Here is a 16,126-nt window from a genome sequence, read left to right on the forward strand (position 1 = left end):
GGTTTCATGCCTGGCGCGCTTGCAAGGCGTGGGCAAAACGGCGCACGGTGGGCCTGATCAGCGGCCGGTACAAGCACCTCAGCAGCCAGCCCGGCACCCACTGGCCACGCTCTTCGGAGGCCACGCGGGCGCGGTCATGCGCCATGAAGCGCGGGCCGACCGGGCGATAGCCCGCACTGCTGCGGCGGAACTCGATGCGGTCGAGGTGCTTCACGTTCTTGTAGCCGTAGTGGGCCGGCGCCACCAGGCGCAGCGGCGCGCCGTGGGCGATGGGCAGGGGCGCGCCATCGAGCGTGTCGGCCAGCAGCACGTCGTCGGCGAGCAGGTCCTGCAGCGGGAGGCTGGAGCGGTACCCGTCCTGTGCGCGCATCACCACGAAAGTGGCATCGGCCGGGGCGCCCGCAAGCGGCAGCACCACCTGCCGGTAGACGTCGGCGAAGCGCACACCGCCCCACCTGAGGCCGCGGTGCGACCAGGTCGTCACGCAGTGGAAATCGGCACACACCTCGGTGCGCGGCAACTCGGCCCAGGCGTGCTCCAGCGTGAGGGGCGTGCGCACGTCGCCCCCGATGTGCAGGCGCACGCGATCGGCTTGCGCCGGGAAGCGCTCGGCGTAGGGGGTGGCGCCGAAGCGCGGGAAGTCGTCGCGCGCCCGCTGCCCCGGCGGCAGTGGGGTCAGGGGCGTGCTCATGTGGCCCTCATGCGCGCGGGTGCGGCGGCGCGTGCGGCCACGGGCGCGGGCTGGGCTGCGGGTGCGGCCAGCCAGAGCAGCGTGAGCAACGCGAGCACCGGCAGGTTCTTCACCAGCGGGCCGCAGTGGTCGAGCGTGAGCTCGGGCATGTTGAGCGCGGCGGTCGTGGTGTAGCCGATCACGGCGATCACCTGCAGCGCCATCGCCCACGGCACCGGCCGGCGCAGCGCCAGCACGCCCAGCACCGTGTTGAGGCTGCACGAGAACACCAGCGCAGCAATGCCCCAATCGCCTTCGAAGCCGCAGCGCGCCATCAGTGCGAGCACGCCCGACTCCTGCGGCAGCCAGGCGCTGATGAGCGAGGTGTAGAGCCACATGAAGGCGAGCGACCCGCGGGCGAGCCACTGTGCAGCGGGGCTCAGTTGCACGCGCAGGTCGACGAGCGGCTGCGGCGCCGTCACCGCGAGGCCTTGCGCCATCGTGGTCGGGCGGCGGCCGAGCAGTGCCGGCAGCGCGTTGTGCTCGGTGGTGTTGCCGCGCTCCAGCAGGCGCAGCGTGTCGCGGCAGTACACCTGCTGCGGCAAGGCTTCGGCAGCCAGCGCCAGCAGCTTCATCAGCGGCATGGGCACCGGCAGCCACAGCGCCTCGCCCAGGCCCTGCGCACGACGGTACTCCGCGAGCATGTCTCGGTAGGTGATGGGTGCGGGGCCGGCGAGTTCATGCACCGCGCGCAGCTCGCCGGGCTGCTCGACCAGGCGCGCCATCGCTTCGGCCAGCTCGTACACATGCAGCGGCTGCACCTGCTGCCAGCCGTGCCTGGGCAGCGAGATCACGGGCAGGCTCGCCAGCGTGGCGAACAAGGCCGCGCTCTGGCTGCGCGGGCCGTACACCAGCGAAGGCCGCAGCACGGCCCAGTCGAGCGGCAAGGAGGCGAGTGCGTCGTCGGCCATCAGCTTGCTGCGCAGGTAGGGCGTGGCGAGCGCCTCGGCATCGTCGCCCACGCCGAGCGCCGAGACCTGCAGCACGCGGTCGACCCCGGCCAGCGCGGCGCCGCGAAAGAGCTCGATCGGCCCCTCGGTGTGCACCCGCTCGAAGCTCTGCCCCCGCGCCGGCATCAGGATGCCCACGCAGTTGACGACCACCTCGATGCGCTCGCGCCGAAGCGCCTGGCTCCAGGCCTCGGCGCTGCGCGGCTGCATGTAGTCGACGTGCATCGTGTGCCGCCCGTCGGCCGCGCCGCGCGACCCCTCCACCACCGCATGGCCGCGCGCGCGCAGCGCATGCACCACGGCTGCGCCCACGCAGCCCGTTGCACCCGTGACCAGAACTCTCATCGTGTCCTCCCTTCGTCGTGGTTCATCGTGCAGGCGCCGTCGCCGCACCGCTGCATGCGCCGCGCCATCTGCCAGGCCCGCAGCGCACGCACACCGTCGATGAGCGGCGCGGCCACGCGCGAGATCGTGCGGCGGTGGCGGGCGAAGCTGCGGTAGGCCAGATCGGCCGGCCCCCGAAGCGGGCCCCACGCAGCCGGGCGCATCACCCAGCCCAGCCCGACGGCTTCATACGCCAGGCGCAGCACCTGCACGCCCTTCATCAGCTGGCCGTCGGCGCGCAGGGCGTGGATCTCGGCGTCCATCTGCGCGAGCGTCGCGCCGTAGGGCGTGGGATCGAAGGCGGGGTCGCTGATGTCGACGAACACCAGGCGGCCGGCATCGTTGCGGGCGCGCAGGTGGTCCATCTCCAGAGAACACACCGGGCAGCTCGCGTCGTACAGCAAGGTCAGCGGGTAGACGGCACTCATGATCCCTCCAGTAATTTCAGTCAAAACAGAAACGGCGGGCCAAAAAAATTTGATCAAGGTCCGAGCAAGTGGGCCGGGGTCACGGCGGGCGCTTCGGCGGGCGGGGTCTCGTCGCCACGCCCGAGCAGCTTCTTCACGCGGGCGCCGAGCTTGAGCACCTTGCTCAGGGTGTCGGTGTCGAGGCGCAGCATCTCGTCGCTCCAGGCGGTGAGGGTCTGCAGGAAGTCGAGCGTCTCGCGGATGCGCAGCTTCGCCTCGGCCGGGTCGCGGCTGATGGCGGGGTCGTTCAGCAACTCGGTGAGCACCGCAATGGTCGGCGCGATCTCGCGGCGCTGGCGTTCGCGGATGATGGTGCGCGCCAACTCCCACACCGAGATCGACGTCTCGAAGTGGTCGCGCCGGTCACCGGCAATGTGGACCAGCCGCACCAGGTTCCAGCTCTGCAACTCGCGGATGCTGTTGCTCACGTTGGAGCGGGCCACGCCCAGCGTCTCGGTGATCTCTTCGGCGTGCATGGGGCGGCCGGTGATGTAGAGCAGCGCATGGATCTGGGCCACCGTGCGGTTCACGCCCCAGCGGGCGCCCATCTCGCCCCAATGCAGGACGAAGCGTTCGAGGGTGGGCGACAGGTTCATGAGGCCACTCTAGGTATGCCATTGATTTCTGTCAACACAGAAATTCAGGCGACCGGATCGATCCGATCGCTTGGGCGACACGAAACCCACCTCAAGCGTCGAGTGCATCACGGACGAGGCCGCTTTGCGGTTCAAGAAGCACGCCCGCGCAACCGATAGACCGGGGAGACCGTGCGGGCCGGCGTTGCGCCCGCATGGAACAAGCCGTGGTTTGCACTGTTGTTCGAAAGAGCGCCAGCGCCCGAGCCGCGGACGATCGAAGGAATGTACGGACCGAGCAGCTCCATGAAGGGCATCACGCTGATCGAACTGAGTGTCGCGTTGAGCATCCTGGCCATCCTGGCCGCGGTGATGCTGCCGCGCATCGCCCAGTTGCAGCGCAGCGCCCGCATCGGCGAGCTGCGCTACTTGCACGGCATCGTGAGCACCCGCGTGACGCTCGTGAACATCGCCGCGCGCCTGCGCCAGGGCGCACCCGACCCCGCGCCCTGCCTCGGCGGCGCGAAGGCGGACAACCAGATTCGCGGCGCCGGCACGGTGTGCACCGAGCAAGGCCTCATCGCCACGCAGCACGGCTACCCCGCAGCCACCCCCGCGCAGACCTTCGGCCTCACCGCCGCGGAGATGCCGGCCGAGCGCTACCGCGTGCGCAGCGAAGGCGGCAAGACCGTCTTCATGCGCGCCGACGCCAAAGACCCCGAAGCCTGCAGCTTCACCTATTCCCAAGCCCTGGACGCCACGACGGCGGCGGCCATTTCCGTTCCCGTGACATCCGGATGCTGAGCCGTTGCATCCCTCGCTCTTTCTCTAGGAGATCTTCATGAACAAGCAACGTGGTTTCACCCTCATCGAACTCGTGGTGGTCATCATCATCCTGGGCGTGCTGGCCGCTGTGGCCGTGCCCAAGTTCACCGACATGTCGACCGACGCCCGCAACGCCGCCACCAAGGGCGTCGCCGCGGCCATCTCGTCGGGCTCGTCGCTCAACTACGCCGCCAAGGCCGCCGGGAATACCAGCGCCGTGACGGTCAATGCAGCCGATGTCTGCACCGTGGCCCTGCTGGGCAACTTCGTCGTGACCGGCACTGGTGGGATCAACCTGGTGGCCGCAGCCCCGGCGACGCCCACGGACAACGACTTCATCGTCGCCACCACCGCCACCAACGCCTGCAACGGTTCGCAGACTACGGCGACCTGCAGCATCACGGCCGCCAAGGGTTCGGGCAACACTGCCGCCACGGCCACCGTTTTCTGCGCACGCTGACGAGCCGAAGCCTGGCCTTCGGGCCGGATCGTCTGGCACCCATGCGCTCGCAAGCCGGCTTCACGCTGGCCGAGCTGGTCATCGTGATGGTCGTGACGGGCATCCTGGCGGTGGTCGCCGTGCCCCGCATGTTCGACATGGACCAGTTCTCGGCCCGCGGCACCCGCGATTTCGTGGGGGCCGCGCTGCGCTATGCGCAGAAGTCGGCGATCGCGATGCGGCGCAACGTGTGCGTGACGGTGGGTGCCACGCAGCTCACCGTGACTTATGCCAGCGCCGCAGGTGCAGACCAGGCGTGCGCCGCGGGCAACGCCGTGCTCAACCCCGGCAACAACCTCGCCTACAGCCACGCCGACAACGCCTTGCCGAGCAAGGCGCCGGTGTCCACGCCCACGAGCGTGATCTTCGACGCGCTGGGCCGGCCGCTGTCGGCTCCGTCGACACCCCGCACCACCGCCCTCACGATCTCGGTGACCGGAAATGCCACGCCCCTCACCATCGAGCCCGAAACCGGCATCGTGCGCTGAGCGCCCCCATCCACACGCTCGCCAGCGCGGCCTGTCGCTGATCGAGCTGGTGGTCGCCATCATGATCATCAGCGTGTCGGTCGCGGGTGTGCTGATGGTCTACAACAACAGCGTGCGCAACAGCGCCGACCCGATGGTGCGCAAACAGGCGGTCGCCATCGCCGAGTCGATGCTCAACGAGGTGCTCGCGCAGCCCTTCACCTACTGCGACCCGCAGGACGCCGCCAACGAAGCCGCCACACCGCCGGGCAGCACCGCCGGCTGCACCGGCGGCGCGAGCGGCTCGCAAGACAAGGGCGGCGGCACGCTCGGCCCGCAACCGGCCACCGAAGGCCGCTTCAACGCGACCAACCCGTTCGACAACGTGGCCGACTACCACGGCTACGGCACGAGCGGCGTCATCTACGGCATGGACGACGGCAGCAACCGCATCGTCGCGCTCGACGGCTACTCGGTGTCGGTGAGCGTCACGCGCGCCGGTGCGGGCTTCGGCCTCGCGGCCGATGCGGCCTTGCGGGTCGACGTGCAGGTCACCGGCAAGGGCGAGACGATCACGCTCACCGGCTACCGCTTCCGCTACGCGCCCAACAGCATCGGCTGATCATGCGGCGCACCACACCACTCCACCACGCAAGAGGCTTCACGCTGCTCGAAGCGGTGCTGGTCATCATGCTGACGGGCATCGTCGGCGTGATGGTGTCGACCTTCGTGCGCCAGCCGATCGATGCATACGTCGACCTCGGCCGCCGCGCCGAGCTCACCGATGCGGCCGACCTCGCCCTGCGCCGCATGGCCCGCGAGCTGCGCACTGCTCTGCCCAACAGCGTGCGCGTGGATGCGAGCGGCACCTACATCGAATTCCTGCCGGTGCGCTCGGCCGGGCGCTACCGCGCGGCGCTGAGCGCCACCAACACCGGCAACACCCTCGACTTCGGCTCCACCAGCGACAACAGCTTCGACGTGCTGGGGCCCACCGTCACCGCCGTGGCCGGCGACCAGCTGGTGGTGCACAACCTCGGCCTGCCCGGCGCCGATGCCTACGAAGGCAGCAGCCGGCGCGCGCTCACGACCTTCGGCACCGCCTTGGCCAGCCTCGGCTACACGGTGGGCGGCACGCAGTTCCCCTACGCCTCGCCCAACCAGCGCTTCCACATCGTCGGCACGCCGGTGAGTTACGGCTGCGCGCCGGTGCCAGGCGGCGCGGGAAGCCTGCGCCGCTATGCGGGCTACGCGATCCAGAACGTGCAACCCACCTCGGCGCTCGCAAGCCAGAGCGGCGCCAACAACGCACTGCTCACCGGCTGGGTGGCCGCCTGCTCGTTCACCTACACCGCGAGCGCCACCACGCGCAACGCGGTGGTGACGCTGCGGCTCACGCTCACGAGCGGCGGCGAAAGCATCAACCTGCTGCAGCAGGTCCAGGTGGAGGGCTCGCCATGACGCCGCGTCATCGCCACGGCGGCTTCGCGATGGTGTCCGCCATCTTCCTCATGGTGGTGCTGGCGCTGCTCGGCGGGCTGATGGTCTCGATGTCGAACTCGCAGCAGATCAGCGCCGTGCGCGACACCCTCGGCGCACGCGCCTACTACGCGGCACGCGCCGGCATGGAATGGGGCGCCTACCAGGCCCTCATCAACGGCAGCTGCTCGGGCTCGGCCGCTTTGCCCGGGGCCGTGGCCGCCACCGGCTTCTCGGTGCAGGTGGCTTGCAGTGCGAGCACCGGCCTCAATGAAGGCGGCGCCGACTACACCGTCTACCAGATCACTTCCACCGCCACCGCCGGCACGCTGGGCCAGCACGACCACGCCGAGCGGCAGTTGCAGGCCGTGGTGAGCAACCGATGACACGCCGAGTTACGCCATGCCGCTGATCCGTCACACCCTCGTGCTGCTGCTCCTGCTGAGCAGCCTGCCGGCGCTGGCCGTGAACTACACGTTCCCCGGCAACATGCCCACCGGCTGCACCGGCAGCAATGGCACCTACACCTGCCCGGGCGGCAGCCTCGCCTTCAACGACACCGTCACCATCAACGGCGTGGTGCCCGCCACCATCACCGTCAACGGCAACCTCAACACCAGCAACGCCCGCATCAACCAGAGCGGCTCGGCCAGCAACCTCACGATCCGCGTCAACGGCACGCTCACGACCGACTACCAGGCCGTGATCAACGCCAACGTGCAGGCCACGGTGGTCAACAGCAACGACACCCAGGTCACCTTCGGCGGCAGCATCAGCACCACCACCGGCGCCATCAACCTCGGCTTTGCCAACACCGTGGGCGGCAACATCACCAGCACGAGCGGCGCCATCAGCATCGGCGGCACCACGCAGGTGGCCGGCAACGTGAGCTGCAACTGCGCGCTGGAGCTCGAGTACGACGCCCGCATCTCCGGCAACGTCAGCGCCGCCACCCTGGTGACCAACGGCCGTGCGTTCCTGCAGGGCGGCAGCATCACCACCACGGGCAACGTCGACATCGGCTACGGCTCCACGCTGAGCGCCTCGGTCACCGCCGGCGGCAGCATCCGCCTGCGCGGCAACATCCAGGCCTCGCAATGCCTGCGCACCACCGGCTCGTCGAACCTGCGCCTCGACTGGGCCGACCGCGCCAACGGCGGCGTGTGCTGCGGCGCCCTCGGCTCGTGCACCACGAGCTGCGTGACCAACGGCAGCGGCGCGGCCATGCCTGCACTGTGCAGCGGCACGCCACCCTCCACCCCACCAGCGCGTTTCAATGCCTTCGAGACGAGCACCGCCGCCGGCGCCACCAGCGGCGTCATCCGCACCAAGGTCTCGGGCACCACATTCAGCGTGGCGGTGGTCGCGGTCAACACGGCCGGCACCGGCGTGGAGACCACTTTCACCGGCAACGTGCGCGTGGAGGTGCTCGACGCGAGCAGCACCACCGGCACGGTCAACGCCAGCACCGGCTGCAACCCGAACTGGACGGTGGCAAGCGGCACCACGGCGGTGACGCTCAACTTCGCCGCGTCCGACGCCGGCCGCAAGAACGTGAGCCTCACGGTCGCCGAGGCGTTCCCCAACGCGCGCATCCGCGTGAGCTACCCCGACACCGGCACGGCCACCGTCACCGGCTGCAGCACCGACAACTTCGCGATCCGGCCGGCGAGCTTCACGAGCTTCGCCGTCACCGATGCGACGAGCAGCACCGCGGGCACCGCCCGATCGCTCACGAGCACCGTCTCGCCGCGCAGCACCGACCTCACTGGCAACTTCGTGCACAAGGCGGGCCAGCCGTTCACCGTGCGCGCCACCGCGGTCAACGGCACCGGCACCACCACCGCGCTCTACAGCGGCACGGCCGTCGGCACAGCAACCGCCTGCAGCACCCCGAGTTCCGCTTGCGGCGGGGTGCTCGGCACGCCGAACGTCAGCGCCAGCACGCTCACGCCGAGCACCGGCGTCGTCATCACCCACTCGGCCACGTACTCGGAAGCCGGTGCCTTCAACCTGCAACTGGTCGACAGCAGCTTCGCCAACGTCGATGCGACCGACGGCTCGACTGCCGCGGAACGCAACATCACCTCGGGCACGCTGACGGTCGGCCGCTTTGTGCCCGATCACTTCGACGTGGTGGCGCTGGTCACGCCGGTGCTGCGCACCTTCGACAGCAGCAGCTGCACCACGCGCAGCTTCACCTACCTCGGCCAGCCCTTCGGCTACGCCACCACGCCGCAGGCGAGCGTGCTCGCACGCAACGCCGCCGGCTCGACCACCGTCAACTACCCCAACGCCAAGCTGGCCGCGCTGAGCGTGAGCCAGGGCTACACCCCCACGGTGTCGGCCACGCCGGGCCTCGACAGCAGCGCGGCCACCCTGCCCTCGCTCACGGCCAGTGGCAGCGGCATTGGCCTGCTGGCGGCGCAGTCGTCGGACCGGCTGACCATGGTGCGCTCGGCCACCACGCCGGTCGCGCCGTTTGCCGCCAGCATCGCGCTCACCTGGAGCGTGAGCGATGGCAGCGAAGCGGCCGTGACCGGCAACGGCAGCATCACGACCACCACGCCACTGGTGTACTCGAGCATCTCCTTCGACGCCGGCAATGAGTTCCGCTATGGGCAGCTGCGGCTCGGGAGCGCCTATGGCAACGAGCTTCTGTCGCTGGCCGTGCCGGTCGAGACGCAGCACTGGAACGGCACGAGCTTCGTCACCAATGCGGCTGACCAGTGCACCGCACTGCCCACGAGCAGCCTGTCGCTCGCCAACTTCCGCGGCAGCCTCGCCGCCTGCGAAACGGCGCCGACGGCCAGCAGCGCGAGCTTCAGCAGCGGCCGCGCGGTGATGCGGCTCGCCGCACCCGGCAACGGCAACAAGGGCAGCGTCGACGGCACCATCCAGCTCGGCGCCACCATCACGGCCGGCGCGGTGCGTTGCAGCGCGGTCGGTGCCGCCACCTCCGCCGCCGTGCCGGCCAACCTGCCCTGGCTGCAGAGCAAGGCCCCCGGCGGCACCACCTACGACCAGAACCCGAGCGCCCGCTTCAGCTTCGGCCAGTACAAGTCACCGCTGATCCAGCTGCGCGAGATGTACTGACGCCGAGCGCCGCTCAGTGCGGCCGCAACTCCACGCACAAGGGCGAGGGGATGGGGTCGATGAAGATCTCGTCGCCGTTGAAAGCACGCTGCGGCGCAAACCCATAGTGCACCTTCCACATCTTCGAGAAATGCGCCAGGTCGGCAAAGCCGGCCATCGCCGCCACCTCGGTGAGGCTCACGCCGCGCTTCAGGTACGCGGCGGCGAGCTGCAGGCGCAACGTGCGCTCGTACTGGCGAAGGGTGATGCCCACCTCTCGGTGGAAGAGGTGGACGAGCCACGACTCCGACAGCCCCACCGCTGCCGCCAGCTCCGCGGTCGGCAAGCCGAGGTCTTGCCGCAGCAGCCGCATCACCTCGCGCACGCGCTCATCGGTCGGCCTGACCGCCGGGGTGCGGTCGATCGCGAGCTCGGCCAGCCAGGTGTAGAGCTCGTCGGCCTGCGCGTGCGACAAGCTGCCCTCGCCAAACGCCCTGAGCGCCCGCAGGGCCACCTTGAAGTGCCCAGCCGGCCAGGCCTGTGCGCTGAAGCCAGCCCGCGCGAGCCGGCTGAAATGGCGGTGGGTGGCTCCGATGTCGATGCAGGCCACGGGCCCCATACCGCCGACGACCCGGTTGCGCACGCCCGGGCGCAGCACGGCCGCCCGCGCGGCCAGCCTCGCATGGGGCAGGTGGATCTCGAAGTCTTCGTCGGTCAGCGCGAGGTAGAGCACCACCGACTGCCGCTGGGTCGTCACCTCGTCGATGGTGCCGGCGTAGAGGAAGCCGTCGCGCACCACATGCAGGCGGCGGCCGTGCAAGCACGCAGCAGACAGGGCGGCGGGCTGGGCAGAACTCATCAATTGAGGGTTCATCGTCGGAGGGATCCGTTCGCAACAGACACCGATCATTCGAGGGCTCGGGCCGAGCCGCTTGTATGAAATCGCTGCTCAGTCCCCGGGAATTACCCTCGCGCCCCAGGGCCTGTCGACACGGCGGTGACGACCCAGCCCTCCAGCGGGTCAGCATCGGCCGGCATGCCGTGGCCGGGCTGCGTGCTCGCCCACGCGGCCTGCATGAGGCACAGCACCGCGTCGAGCGCGTCGCCCGAGGCATCGGCCACCAGCGCGTCGCGCTGCGCGTGCGACAGGCGCAAGCGCACACCGAGCCGGCTGCGGCCTTGCTCCAGCGCTTCGACCAGGTCCTTGCGGGCGATGAGCCGATCGGGGGTCTGCTTGGCCTTGTCGTCGCTCTTGTACGAGCGCCGCGCGATCAGCTCGCGGGCGAGCAAGCCCGGGTAGCCCTCGACGGCCACCCGAAGCGGGTCGCCCGCATGCAGGCCCGGCAGGTGAACCCCGGCGTCGAGCAGCAGCGGCACCCCCGCATGCATCATGTAGGCGACGGGCGGGTTGACCCACTTCATCGACGGCGACGATCCGGCCGGCACGTCGCAAGCGCGATGCGCGAACTTGGCGCCGGCCGGCCTGGCATCGCAGAAGGCGGCGAAGGTGTCGCGGATCTCCTCGCGCGACAGCGAGGTGTAGTGCTGCATCAGGGGCCGCCACTCGGCCGGCCAGCCGAGCGCCTGCACCAGCTCGCGTGGCAGGCCGAAGGGGAAGTCGCACGCGGCCAGCCACGGCCCGGGCGTGTGCAGCCACTGCGAGAGCGCCTCGAAGCGCTCGTGCAGGTCGAGGCGGGTGAGTCTCACCACACCGTGTTGCAGTTCGCCGAGCGCCACCGTGACGGGCTTGCGCTTCGTCGGGCGGCTGGTGAAGTCGATGCCGGCGAGTTGCATGGTGGTCATCCCAGGGCGAGGCCGGCCACACCCAGGCCGATGCACAGCGCCCCGGCGATGCGCAGGCCGCGGTCGCTTTCGCCGAGCAGCTTGCCGCCGAGCAGCGCCGCGAACAGCATCGACATCTCGCGTGCCGGCGCCACGTGCGACACCGGCGCCATCTGCACCGCATACAGCACGAGCAGGTAGGCGAGCGGTGCCATCACCGCGATCAGCAGCGCATGCCGCCATTGCGCGCGGGCCGCCTCGACGAACGCCGCCCGGTCGTGCAGCGCCGCGGGCATGTGCATCGGCAGCCGCACCACGTTGCAGAGAAAGATGAACAGCACCGGCTGGATCGCCAGCACCTTGATCGCGTAGCCGTCGACGAGGGTGTAGGCGGCGATGCACAGCCCGGTGGCCGCGCCCCAGCCCACGCCGGCGAAGACGCGGCGGCGTTGCGCGGCATCGTGCGCCTTCGTCCACACCGACGTGCCACCCGCCACGAGGAAGATGCCGCCGATCACCAACAGCAGGCCGACGGCGCCGAGCCAGCCCATCGATTCGTCGAGCAGCACGAGCGCGCCGAGCGACGCGAGCAACGGGCCGGTGCCGCGCGCCACCGGGTAGACGACCGTGAGGTCGCTGCGCGCATACCCGCGCAGCAGAGTGTGGAAGTAGACGAGGTTTGCCACCGCACTGGCCACGACCGCGGCCCACTCGGCCACGCCCCAGTGCGGCACGGCCTCCCAGCCCACCCACAGCCCGAGCGGCGACCACAGCAGCACCTGGAACGCGGTGAGCAGCAGCGAGAAGCGTGCATCGCCGCCCGCCTTCTTCGCCACCACGTTCCACAGCGCATGCAGCAGCGCCGCGGCGATCACCAGGGCAAGGGCCGTCAACGACATCGCAGCTCAGCCCAGCGCCAGCCCGGCCACGCCGAGCCCGATGCACACGGCCCCGACGATGCGCAGACCCCGGTCGCCCTCGCCGAGCAGCCGCCCGCCCAGGAGCGCGGCGAAGAGCATCGACACCTCGCGCGCCGGCGCCACGTGCGACAGCGGTGCCAGCGTCACCGCATAGAGCACCAGCACATAGGCCAGCGGGCTGATGGTGGCCACCACGAGCGCGTGTTTCCATTGCGCGCGCCACGCCTCCTTCACCGCCGCGGGGTTGCGCAGCGCCATCGGCAGCATGAAGGGAATGCGCGCGAAGTTGCCGAAGTAGTCGATGAGGATGGGCGAGATCAGCCACACCTTCACCGCGTAACCGTCGATCAGCGTGTAGCCCGAGATCAGCAGGCCGGTGGCACCGCCCCAGCGCAGGCCCGCCAGCACCCGCGCGCGCTGCGCCGGGTCGTGCGCCTTGGCCCAGAGGCCGGGCCCACCGGCGATGAGGAAGACGCCGCCGGTCACGGCGAGCACGCCGACCACGCCGAGCGCACTCAGCGATTCACCGAGCAGCAGCACCGCCCCGAGCGAGGCCACGAGCGGTGCGGTGCCGCGCGCCACCGGATAGACCACGGTGAGATCGCTGGCCGCATAACCCCGCAGCAGCACATGGAAGTAGACAAGGTGCGTGACCCCACTGGCCACGATGAGCGCCCACTCGGGGAAGCCCCAGCGCGGCACGGCGTCCCAGCCGGCCCACAGCCCGACCGGCGCCCACACCACCACGATGAAGCAGGCGACGATGAGGGCGAAGCGGCCGTCGCCTCCGGCCTTCTTGGCCACCACGTTCCACAGTGCGTGCAGCAGCGCGGCAACAAGGACGAGGGCAAGCGCGGAGGCGGACATGAAGCACGGGATTGTGCCCGTGCCCCGCCCTCACGCGCAGTGAGGGTGCGCAGCCGATGAGGCACTGGAACGCGACGGTCGGCCTGCGCGCCACCACCGCAACGGCACACGGACCGCCCGCACGACGGCGCGACGCAGGCCGAGCCAGGCGGCGTCGAGCGTCTCGTCGCGCAGGGCATGGGCGCGGTTCACGGCGGCGAGCTGAAGAAGGTGGCGGTCGAAGCGGCGATCGAGGGTCGGCATGGCAGGTCTCCCAGATGTGAAACGACTCTAGGCAGACGGCCGCTTCGGCGACAGGCCACGCGGCGGAAATCCGTCTTGCAGCGGCTGCAACACCAGCGCCCCTACCATCGCCGCATGGACGGCCTGACCTTCGACGACCTGAAGCTCTTCGCCCGCGTGGCCTCGCTCGGCACGCTCTCGGCCGTGGCACGCGAGCGCGACGTGCCGGTGAGCCAGGTCTCGCGCACCGTGGCGCGCATCGAGAAGACGACCGGCGTGAAGCTGATGCACCGCTCGACGCATGCGCTCGCGCTCACGCCCGAAGGCGAGACCTTTCTCGACTACTGCCACCGCATCACCGGCTCGCTCGACGAACTCGAAGGTGAGTTCAGCGCCAAGTCGCGCGAAGCGAGCGGCCTGGTGCGTGTGGCGGCGAGCACGGTGATGGCGCAATACCGCGTGCTGCCGAGCCTGCCGGGCCTGCATGCGCGCCACCCGCGGGTGCAGGTGGAACTGGAGGTGAGCGACCGGCTCGCCGACATCACGCGCGACGGCATCGACATCGCCCTGCGCACCACCAGCGGCACGCTGCCCGAGACGGTGGTCGCACGCCAGCTCGGCAGCCACGGCCGCGCGCTCTACGCCACGCCGGCCTACCTCGCCGAGGCCGGCATGCCGCAGCACCCCGACGAGCTGGCGCAGCACAAGCTCATCACCAACTCCGCCGCCACCAACCTCAACCTCTGGCCCTTCATCGTCGACGGCCAGGCGATGAACCTGCCGGCACGCGGCTTCTGGCGCGCCAACGACACGGCGGTGGCCGCCAACCTGGTGCTGATGGGCCTCGGCATCGGCCGGCTCTCGACCATCGCGGCCGAGCCGCTGGTGAAGGAGGGCCGCCTCGTGCCGGTGATGCCGGAGCTCGTGGACCGGCAGCCCAGCCCCGTCTATGCCGTGACCGCCGGCACGCGGCACCGGCTGCCCAAAATCAAGGCCTGCATCGATTACTGGGTGGAGTGGTTCGCGAGCTGAGCCGCTCGTCTAACGGGGGGCCTTCTTGTCGGCCTTCTGCTCGGCCTTCTGCTCGGCCTTCTTGTGCTTCTTGGCCCCCGGCACCAGCTGCCACGGCTTGGGCTTGGGCACGGTCAGCGAGCGGGTGTGGCAGGCATTGCAGTAGAAGCTCTTGGCGCCCTTCTCGCGCGCCGAGAGCGTGCGGCGCGAGTGGGTGAACTGGCCCGCGCAGCCCGCACAGGTGTAGCGCAGGTTGGCCGGAGTGGGCGCGTCGCGCCGGCCCTTGTGGGCGACGTTGCGTGTCTTCGGGCCGCGCTTGCGCGCCCACAACAGGCCGCCGAGAAACGCGGCGCCTGCGATGGCGGTGGCAAAGATCAGCTCCGGCGACATGCCCGGATTGTGTCTCCGATCAGGGCTTCTCGGCCTCGACCACGCGCAACACCTCGCGCATGGTGACGAACTCTTCCGCACCCGTCGGGTGAATGCCGAGCGTGCGGTCGAACACCGCCTTGGTGAGGCCGCCCTGCATCGCCACCGCGAAGCCCTGCACCACTTCGCCCGCATCGTGGCCGACCATGTGCAGGCCCACGACCCTGTCGCTCGCGTCGTCGACCAGCAGCTTCATCAGCGTGCGCTCGGTGCTCTCGGAAAGGGTGTGCTGCAGCGCCTTGAACTCGGCGCGGTACACGCGCAGCTTCGGGTAGGCGCGGCGCGCGGCCTCTTCGCTCAGGCCGACGGTGCCCACGTTAGGGTGGGTGAAGACGGCGGTGGGCACGAGGTCGTAGTCGATGGGCTGACGCACGAGCTTGCCGGCCACCGGCCCGAAGAGGCGGTCCACGAGGTACATCGCCTCGGCCAGCGCCACCGGCGTGAGCGCCTTGCGGCCCACCAGGTCGCCGAGCGCATGGATCGACGGCACACGGGTCTGCAAGCGGTCGTCGACGGGCACGGTGCCGTCCTTGTTGAGCGCGATGCCCAGCGCCTCCAGCCCCAGGCCCTCGGTGCGGGCACGGCGGCCGGTGGCGTGCAGCACCGCGTCGGCCTCCAGGGTCTGCCCGTTGCTCAGGCGCAGGCGCTGAATACCGCCTTGCCGTTCGGCTTCGGTGACGGTCGTCTCCAGGCACACCTTCACACCCTTCTTGCGCATCTCGCCGGTGAGGAAGACCGCCATCTCCTGGTCGAAGCCGCGCAGCAGGTGCGTGCCGCGGTGCACGAGCGTCACCTCGGCGCCCAGGCCGCGGAAGATCGAGGCGAACTCGCAGGCGATGTAGCCGCCGCCCACCACCACCAGGCGTTTCGGGAAGGGGTCGAGGTCGAACATGTCGTCGGAACTCTTGGCCCACGCATCACCGGGCAGGCCACTCTTCTCCGGCGCGCCGCCGGTGGCCAGCAGGATGTGCTGCGCGGTGAGGCGCTGCTCGCCGCCCGCGCAATCGACGGCCACGGTGTGCTCGTCGACCACCCGCGCCCAGCCGCGCAAGAGTTGCACGCCGGCGCCGTGCAACAGCCCTTCGTAGACACCGTTGAGCCGCTTGATCTCGGCCGCGCGCCGCTGCTTGAGCACGGCCCAGTCGAAGCGTGGGGCCTCGCCCACCCAGCCGAAGCCGTGCGATTGTTCGGCCCACTCGCCGAAGTACGCGGCGTAGCTGTAGAGCTTCTTCGGGATGCAGCCCACGTTGACGCAGGTGCCGCCCAGTGCACCGGCCTCGGCCACCACCACGCGCGCGCCGCGCTGCGCGGCCATGCGGCCGGCACGCACACCGCCGCTGCCGGCGCCGATCACAAACAGGTCACAGTCGAAATTGCTCATGGCGCAGGCCCCGGTTGATACGGGGGCGAGGGTACCGAATCCGACGGTTCGGCGTCGAACCCG

At 70.2% G+C, this 16,126-nt stretch carries 19 protein-coding genes; 8 read left to right on the plus strand and 11 right to left on the minus strand.

The window, feature by feature from the left end; translation table 11 throughout:
- Window positions 1-4: 4 nt before the first annotated feature.
- Genes RXV79_RS20200 through RXV79_RS20215 form a run of 4 tightly spaced genes read right to left on the minus strand, consistent with a single transcriptional unit; the run spans window position 5 to window position 3,127 of the window.
- Window positions 5-691, minus strand: a complete 687-nt coding sequence (locus RXV79_RS20200; RefSeq protein WP_316699900.1) for a molybdopterin-dependent oxidoreductase — start codon at window positions 689-691, stop codon at window positions 5-7.
- Window positions 688-2,025 (minus strand): SDR family oxidoreductase, encoded by a 1,338-nt coding sequence (locus RXV79_RS20205; RefSeq protein WP_316699901.1) that lies wholly within the window; start codon window positions 2,023-2,025, stop codon window positions 688-690. The genes RXV79_RS20200 and RXV79_RS20205 overlap by 4 nt, the downstream gene beginning before the upstream one ends.
- Window positions 2,022-2,492: a thiol-disulfide oxidoreductase DCC family protein gene (locus tag RXV79_RS20210; RefSeq protein WP_316699902.1), complete on the minus strand. Its 471-nt coding sequence runs from the start codon at window positions 2,490-2,492 to the stop codon at window positions 2,022-2,024. The genes RXV79_RS20205 and RXV79_RS20210 overlap by 4 nt, the downstream gene beginning before the upstream one ends.
- A 53-nt stretch (window positions 2,493-2,545) precedes the next feature.
- Window positions 2,546-3,127, minus strand: a complete 582-nt coding sequence (locus RXV79_RS20215; RefSeq protein WP_316699903.1) for a GbsR/MarR family transcriptional regulator — start codon at window positions 3,125-3,127, stop codon at window positions 2,546-2,548.
- Window positions 3,128-3,391: 264 nt separating this feature from the next.
- On the opposite strand from RXV79_RS20215, the gene RXV79_RS20220 reads away from it, so the two are divergent.
- The 7 genes from RXV79_RS20220 to RXV79_RS20250 are packed head-to-tail and all read left to right on the plus strand — an operon-like array spanning window position 3,392 to window position 9,472.
- Window positions 3,392-3,910, plus strand: coding sequence for a type II secretion system protein (locus RXV79_RS20220; protein ID WP_316699904.1), 519 nt, complete (start codon window positions 3,392-3,394; stop codon window positions 3,908-3,910).
- A gap of 37 nt (window positions 3,911-3,947) precedes the next feature.
- Window positions 3,948-4,391, plus strand: coding sequence for a type II secretion system protein (locus RXV79_RS20225; protein WP_316699905.1), 444 nt, complete (start codon window positions 3,948-3,950; stop codon window positions 4,389-4,391).
- A 41-nt stretch (window positions 4,392-4,432) separates the two neighbouring features.
- Complete coding sequence (locus RXV79_RS20230; RefSeq protein ID WP_316699906.1) at window positions 4,433-4,918, plus strand: pilus assembly FimT family protein; 486 nt, start codon at window positions 4,433-4,435, stop codon at window positions 4,916-4,918.
- A complete protein-coding gene (locus RXV79_RS20235; RefSeq protein WP_316699907.1) occupies window positions 4,872-5,519 on the plus strand; it encodes a type IV pilus modification PilV family protein in 648 nt (215 codons plus the stop codon). Before RXV79_RS20230 ends, RXV79_RS20235 begins: the two co-directional genes overlap by 47 nt.
- Before the next feature lie 2 nt (window positions 5,520-5,521).
- The gene (locus tag RXV79_RS20240; protein WP_316699908.1) at window positions 5,522-6,358 is read left to right on the plus strand and encodes a type II secretion system protein; all 837 of its coding nucleotides are present in this window, start codon (window positions 5,522-5,524) and stop codon (window positions 6,356-6,358) included.
- On the plus strand, window positions 6,355-6,762 hold the full coding sequence (locus tag RXV79_RS20245; RefSeq protein WP_316699909.1) for a hypothetical protein: 408 nt from the start codon (window positions 6,355-6,357) through the stop codon (window positions 6,760-6,762). The genes RXV79_RS20240 and RXV79_RS20245 overlap by 4 nt, the downstream gene beginning before the upstream one ends.
- Before the next feature lie 16 nt (window positions 6,763-6,778).
- Entirely contained in the window at window positions 6,779-9,472 is a 2,694-nt protein-coding gene (locus RXV79_RS20250; protein WP_316699910.1) for a DUF6701 domain-containing protein, read from the plus strand.
- Window positions 9,473-9,485: 13 nt separating this feature from the next.
- Here RXV79_RS20250 and RXV79_RS20255 read toward each other — a convergent pair whose 3' ends face one another.
- From RXV79_RS20255 to RXV79_RS20275, 5 genes are all read right to left on the minus strand, one after another.
- Complete coding sequence (locus RXV79_RS20255) at window positions 9,486-10,310, minus strand: helix-turn-helix transcriptional regulator (protein WP_316699911.1); 825 nt, start codon at window positions 10,308-10,310, stop codon at window positions 9,486-9,488.
- A gap of 104 nt (window positions 10,311-10,414) precedes the next feature.
- Window positions 10,415-11,254, minus strand: a complete 840-nt coding sequence (locus RXV79_RS20260; RefSeq protein WP_316699912.1) for a DUF429 domain-containing protein — start codon at window positions 11,252-11,254, stop codon at window positions 10,415-10,417.
- Window positions 11,251-12,132: an EamA family transporter gene (locus RXV79_RS20265; protein WP_316699913.1), complete on the minus strand. Its 882-nt coding sequence runs from the start codon at window positions 12,130-12,132 to the stop codon at window positions 11,251-11,253. The genes RXV79_RS20260 and RXV79_RS20265 overlap by 4 nt, the downstream gene beginning before the upstream one ends.
- A 6-nt stretch (window positions 12,133-12,138) precedes the next feature.
- Window positions 12,139-13,020, minus strand: coding sequence for an EamA family transporter (locus RXV79_RS20270; protein WP_316699914.1), 882 nt, complete (start codon window positions 13,018-13,020; stop codon window positions 12,139-12,141).
- 30 nt (window positions 13,021-13,050) lie between these two features.
- The gene (locus RXV79_RS20275) at window positions 13,051-13,263 is read right to left on the minus strand and encodes a hypothetical protein (protein ID WP_316699915.1); all 213 of its coding nucleotides are present in this window, start codon (window positions 13,261-13,263) and stop codon (window positions 13,051-13,053) included.
- Window positions 13,264-13,377: 114 nt separating this feature from the next.
- Between RXV79_RS20275 and RXV79_RS20280 the strand changes: the two genes are divergently transcribed.
- Complete coding sequence (locus RXV79_RS20280) at window positions 13,378-14,274, plus strand: LysR family transcriptional regulator (protein WP_316699916.1); 897 nt, start codon at window positions 13,378-13,380, stop codon at window positions 14,272-14,274.
- 9 nt (window positions 14,275-14,283) lie between these two features.
- Here the strand turns inward: RXV79_RS20280 and RXV79_RS20285 are convergent, their stop codons facing one another.
- Both RXV79_RS20285 and gorA read right to left on the minus strand, forming a co-directional pair.
- The gene (locus tag RXV79_RS20285) at window positions 14,284-14,643 is read right to left on the minus strand and encodes a hypothetical protein (RefSeq protein ID WP_316699917.1); all 360 of its coding nucleotides are present in this window, start codon (window positions 14,641-14,643) and stop codon (window positions 14,284-14,286) included.
- A 19-nt stretch (window positions 14,644-14,662) separates the two neighbouring features.
- The gene (gene gorA / locus RXV79_RS20290) at window positions 14,663-16,063 is read right to left on the minus strand and encodes a glutathione-disulfide reductase (protein ID WP_316699918.1); all 1,401 of its coding nucleotides are present in this window, start codon (window positions 16,061-16,063) and stop codon (window positions 14,663-14,665) included.
- Window positions 16,064-16,126 lie beyond the last annotated feature (63 nt).

It is taken from the genome of Piscinibacter gummiphilus, from assembly GCF_032681285.1.
GTDB lineage: Bacteria > Pseudomonadota > Gammaproteobacteria > Burkholderiales > Burkholderiaceae_C > Rhizobacter > Rhizobacter gummiphilus_A.

Excerpts from the sequence above, each read along its gene's own strand:
- RXV79_RS20200 (WP_316699900.1), bottom strand. The coding sequence starts at position 691 with ATGAGCACGCCCCTGACCCCACTGCCGCCGGGGCAGCGGGCGCGCGAC.
- RXV79_RS20205 (WP_316699901.1), bottom strand. The coding sequence starts at position 2,025 with ATGAGAGTTCTGGTCACGGGTGCAACGGGCTGCGTGGGCGCAGCCGTG.
- RXV79_RS20210 (WP_316699902.1), bottom strand. The coding sequence starts at position 2,492 with ATGAGTGCCGTCTACCCGCTGACCTTGCTGTACGACGCGAGCTGCCCG.
- RXV79_RS20215 (WP_316699903.1), bottom strand. The coding sequence starts at position 3,127 with ATGAACCTGTCGCCCACCCTCGAACGCTTCGTCCTGCATTGGGGCGAG.
- RXV79_RS20220 (WP_316699904.1), top strand. The coding sequence starts at position 3,392 with ATGTACGGACCGAGCAGCTCCATGAAGGGCATCACGCTGATCGAACTG.
- RXV79_RS20225 (WP_316699905.1), top strand. The coding sequence starts at position 3,948 with ATGAACAAGCAACGTGGTTTCACCCTCATCGAACTCGTGGTGGTCATC.
- RXV79_RS20230 (WP_316699906.1), top strand. The coding sequence starts at position 4,433 with ATGCGCTCGCAAGCCGGCTTCACGCTGGCCGAGCTGGTCATCGTGATG.
- RXV79_RS20235 (WP_316699907.1), top strand. The coding sequence starts at position 4,872 with ATGCCACGCCCCTCACCATCGAGCCCGAAACCGGCATCGTGCGCTGAG.
- RXV79_RS20240 (WP_316699908.1), top strand. The coding sequence starts at position 5,522 with ATGCGGCGCACCACACCACTCCACCACGCAAGAGGCTTCACGCTGCTC.
- RXV79_RS20245 (WP_316699909.1), top strand. The coding sequence starts at position 6,355 with ATGACGCCGCGTCATCGCCACGGCGGCTTCGCGATGGTGTCCGCCATC.
- RXV79_RS20250 (WP_316699910.1), top strand. The coding sequence starts at position 6,779 with ATGCCGCTGATCCGTCACACCCTCGTGCTGCTGCTCCTGCTGAGCAGC.
- RXV79_RS20255 (WP_316699911.1), bottom strand. The coding sequence starts at position 10,310 with ATGAGTTCTGCCCAGCCCGCCGCCCTGTCTGCTGCGTGCTTGCACGGC.
- RXV79_RS20260 (WP_316699912.1), bottom strand. The coding sequence starts at position 11,254 with ATGACCACCATGCAACTCGCCGGCATCGACTTCACCAGCCGCCCGACG.
- RXV79_RS20265 (WP_316699913.1), bottom strand. The coding sequence starts at position 12,132 with ATGTCGTTGACGGCCCTTGCCCTGGTGATCGCCGCGGCGCTGCTGCAT.
- RXV79_RS20270 (WP_316699914.1), bottom strand. The coding sequence starts at position 13,020 with ATGTCCGCCTCCGCGCTTGCCCTCGTCCTTGTTGCCGCGCTGCTGCAC.
- RXV79_RS20275 (WP_316699915.1), bottom strand. The coding sequence starts at position 13,263 with ATGCCGACCCTCGATCGCCGCTTCGACCGCCACCTTCTTCAGCTCGCC.
- RXV79_RS20280 (WP_316699916.1), top strand. The coding sequence starts at position 13,378 with ATGGACGGCCTGACCTTCGACGACCTGAAGCTCTTCGCCCGCGTGGCC.
- RXV79_RS20285 (WP_316699917.1), bottom strand. The coding sequence starts at position 14,643 with ATGTCGCCGGAGCTGATCTTTGCCACCGCCATCGCAGGCGCCGCGTTT.
- gorA (WP_316699918.1), bottom strand. The coding sequence starts at position 16,063 with ATGAGCAATTTCGACTGTGACCTGTTTGTGATCGGCGCCGGCAGCGGC.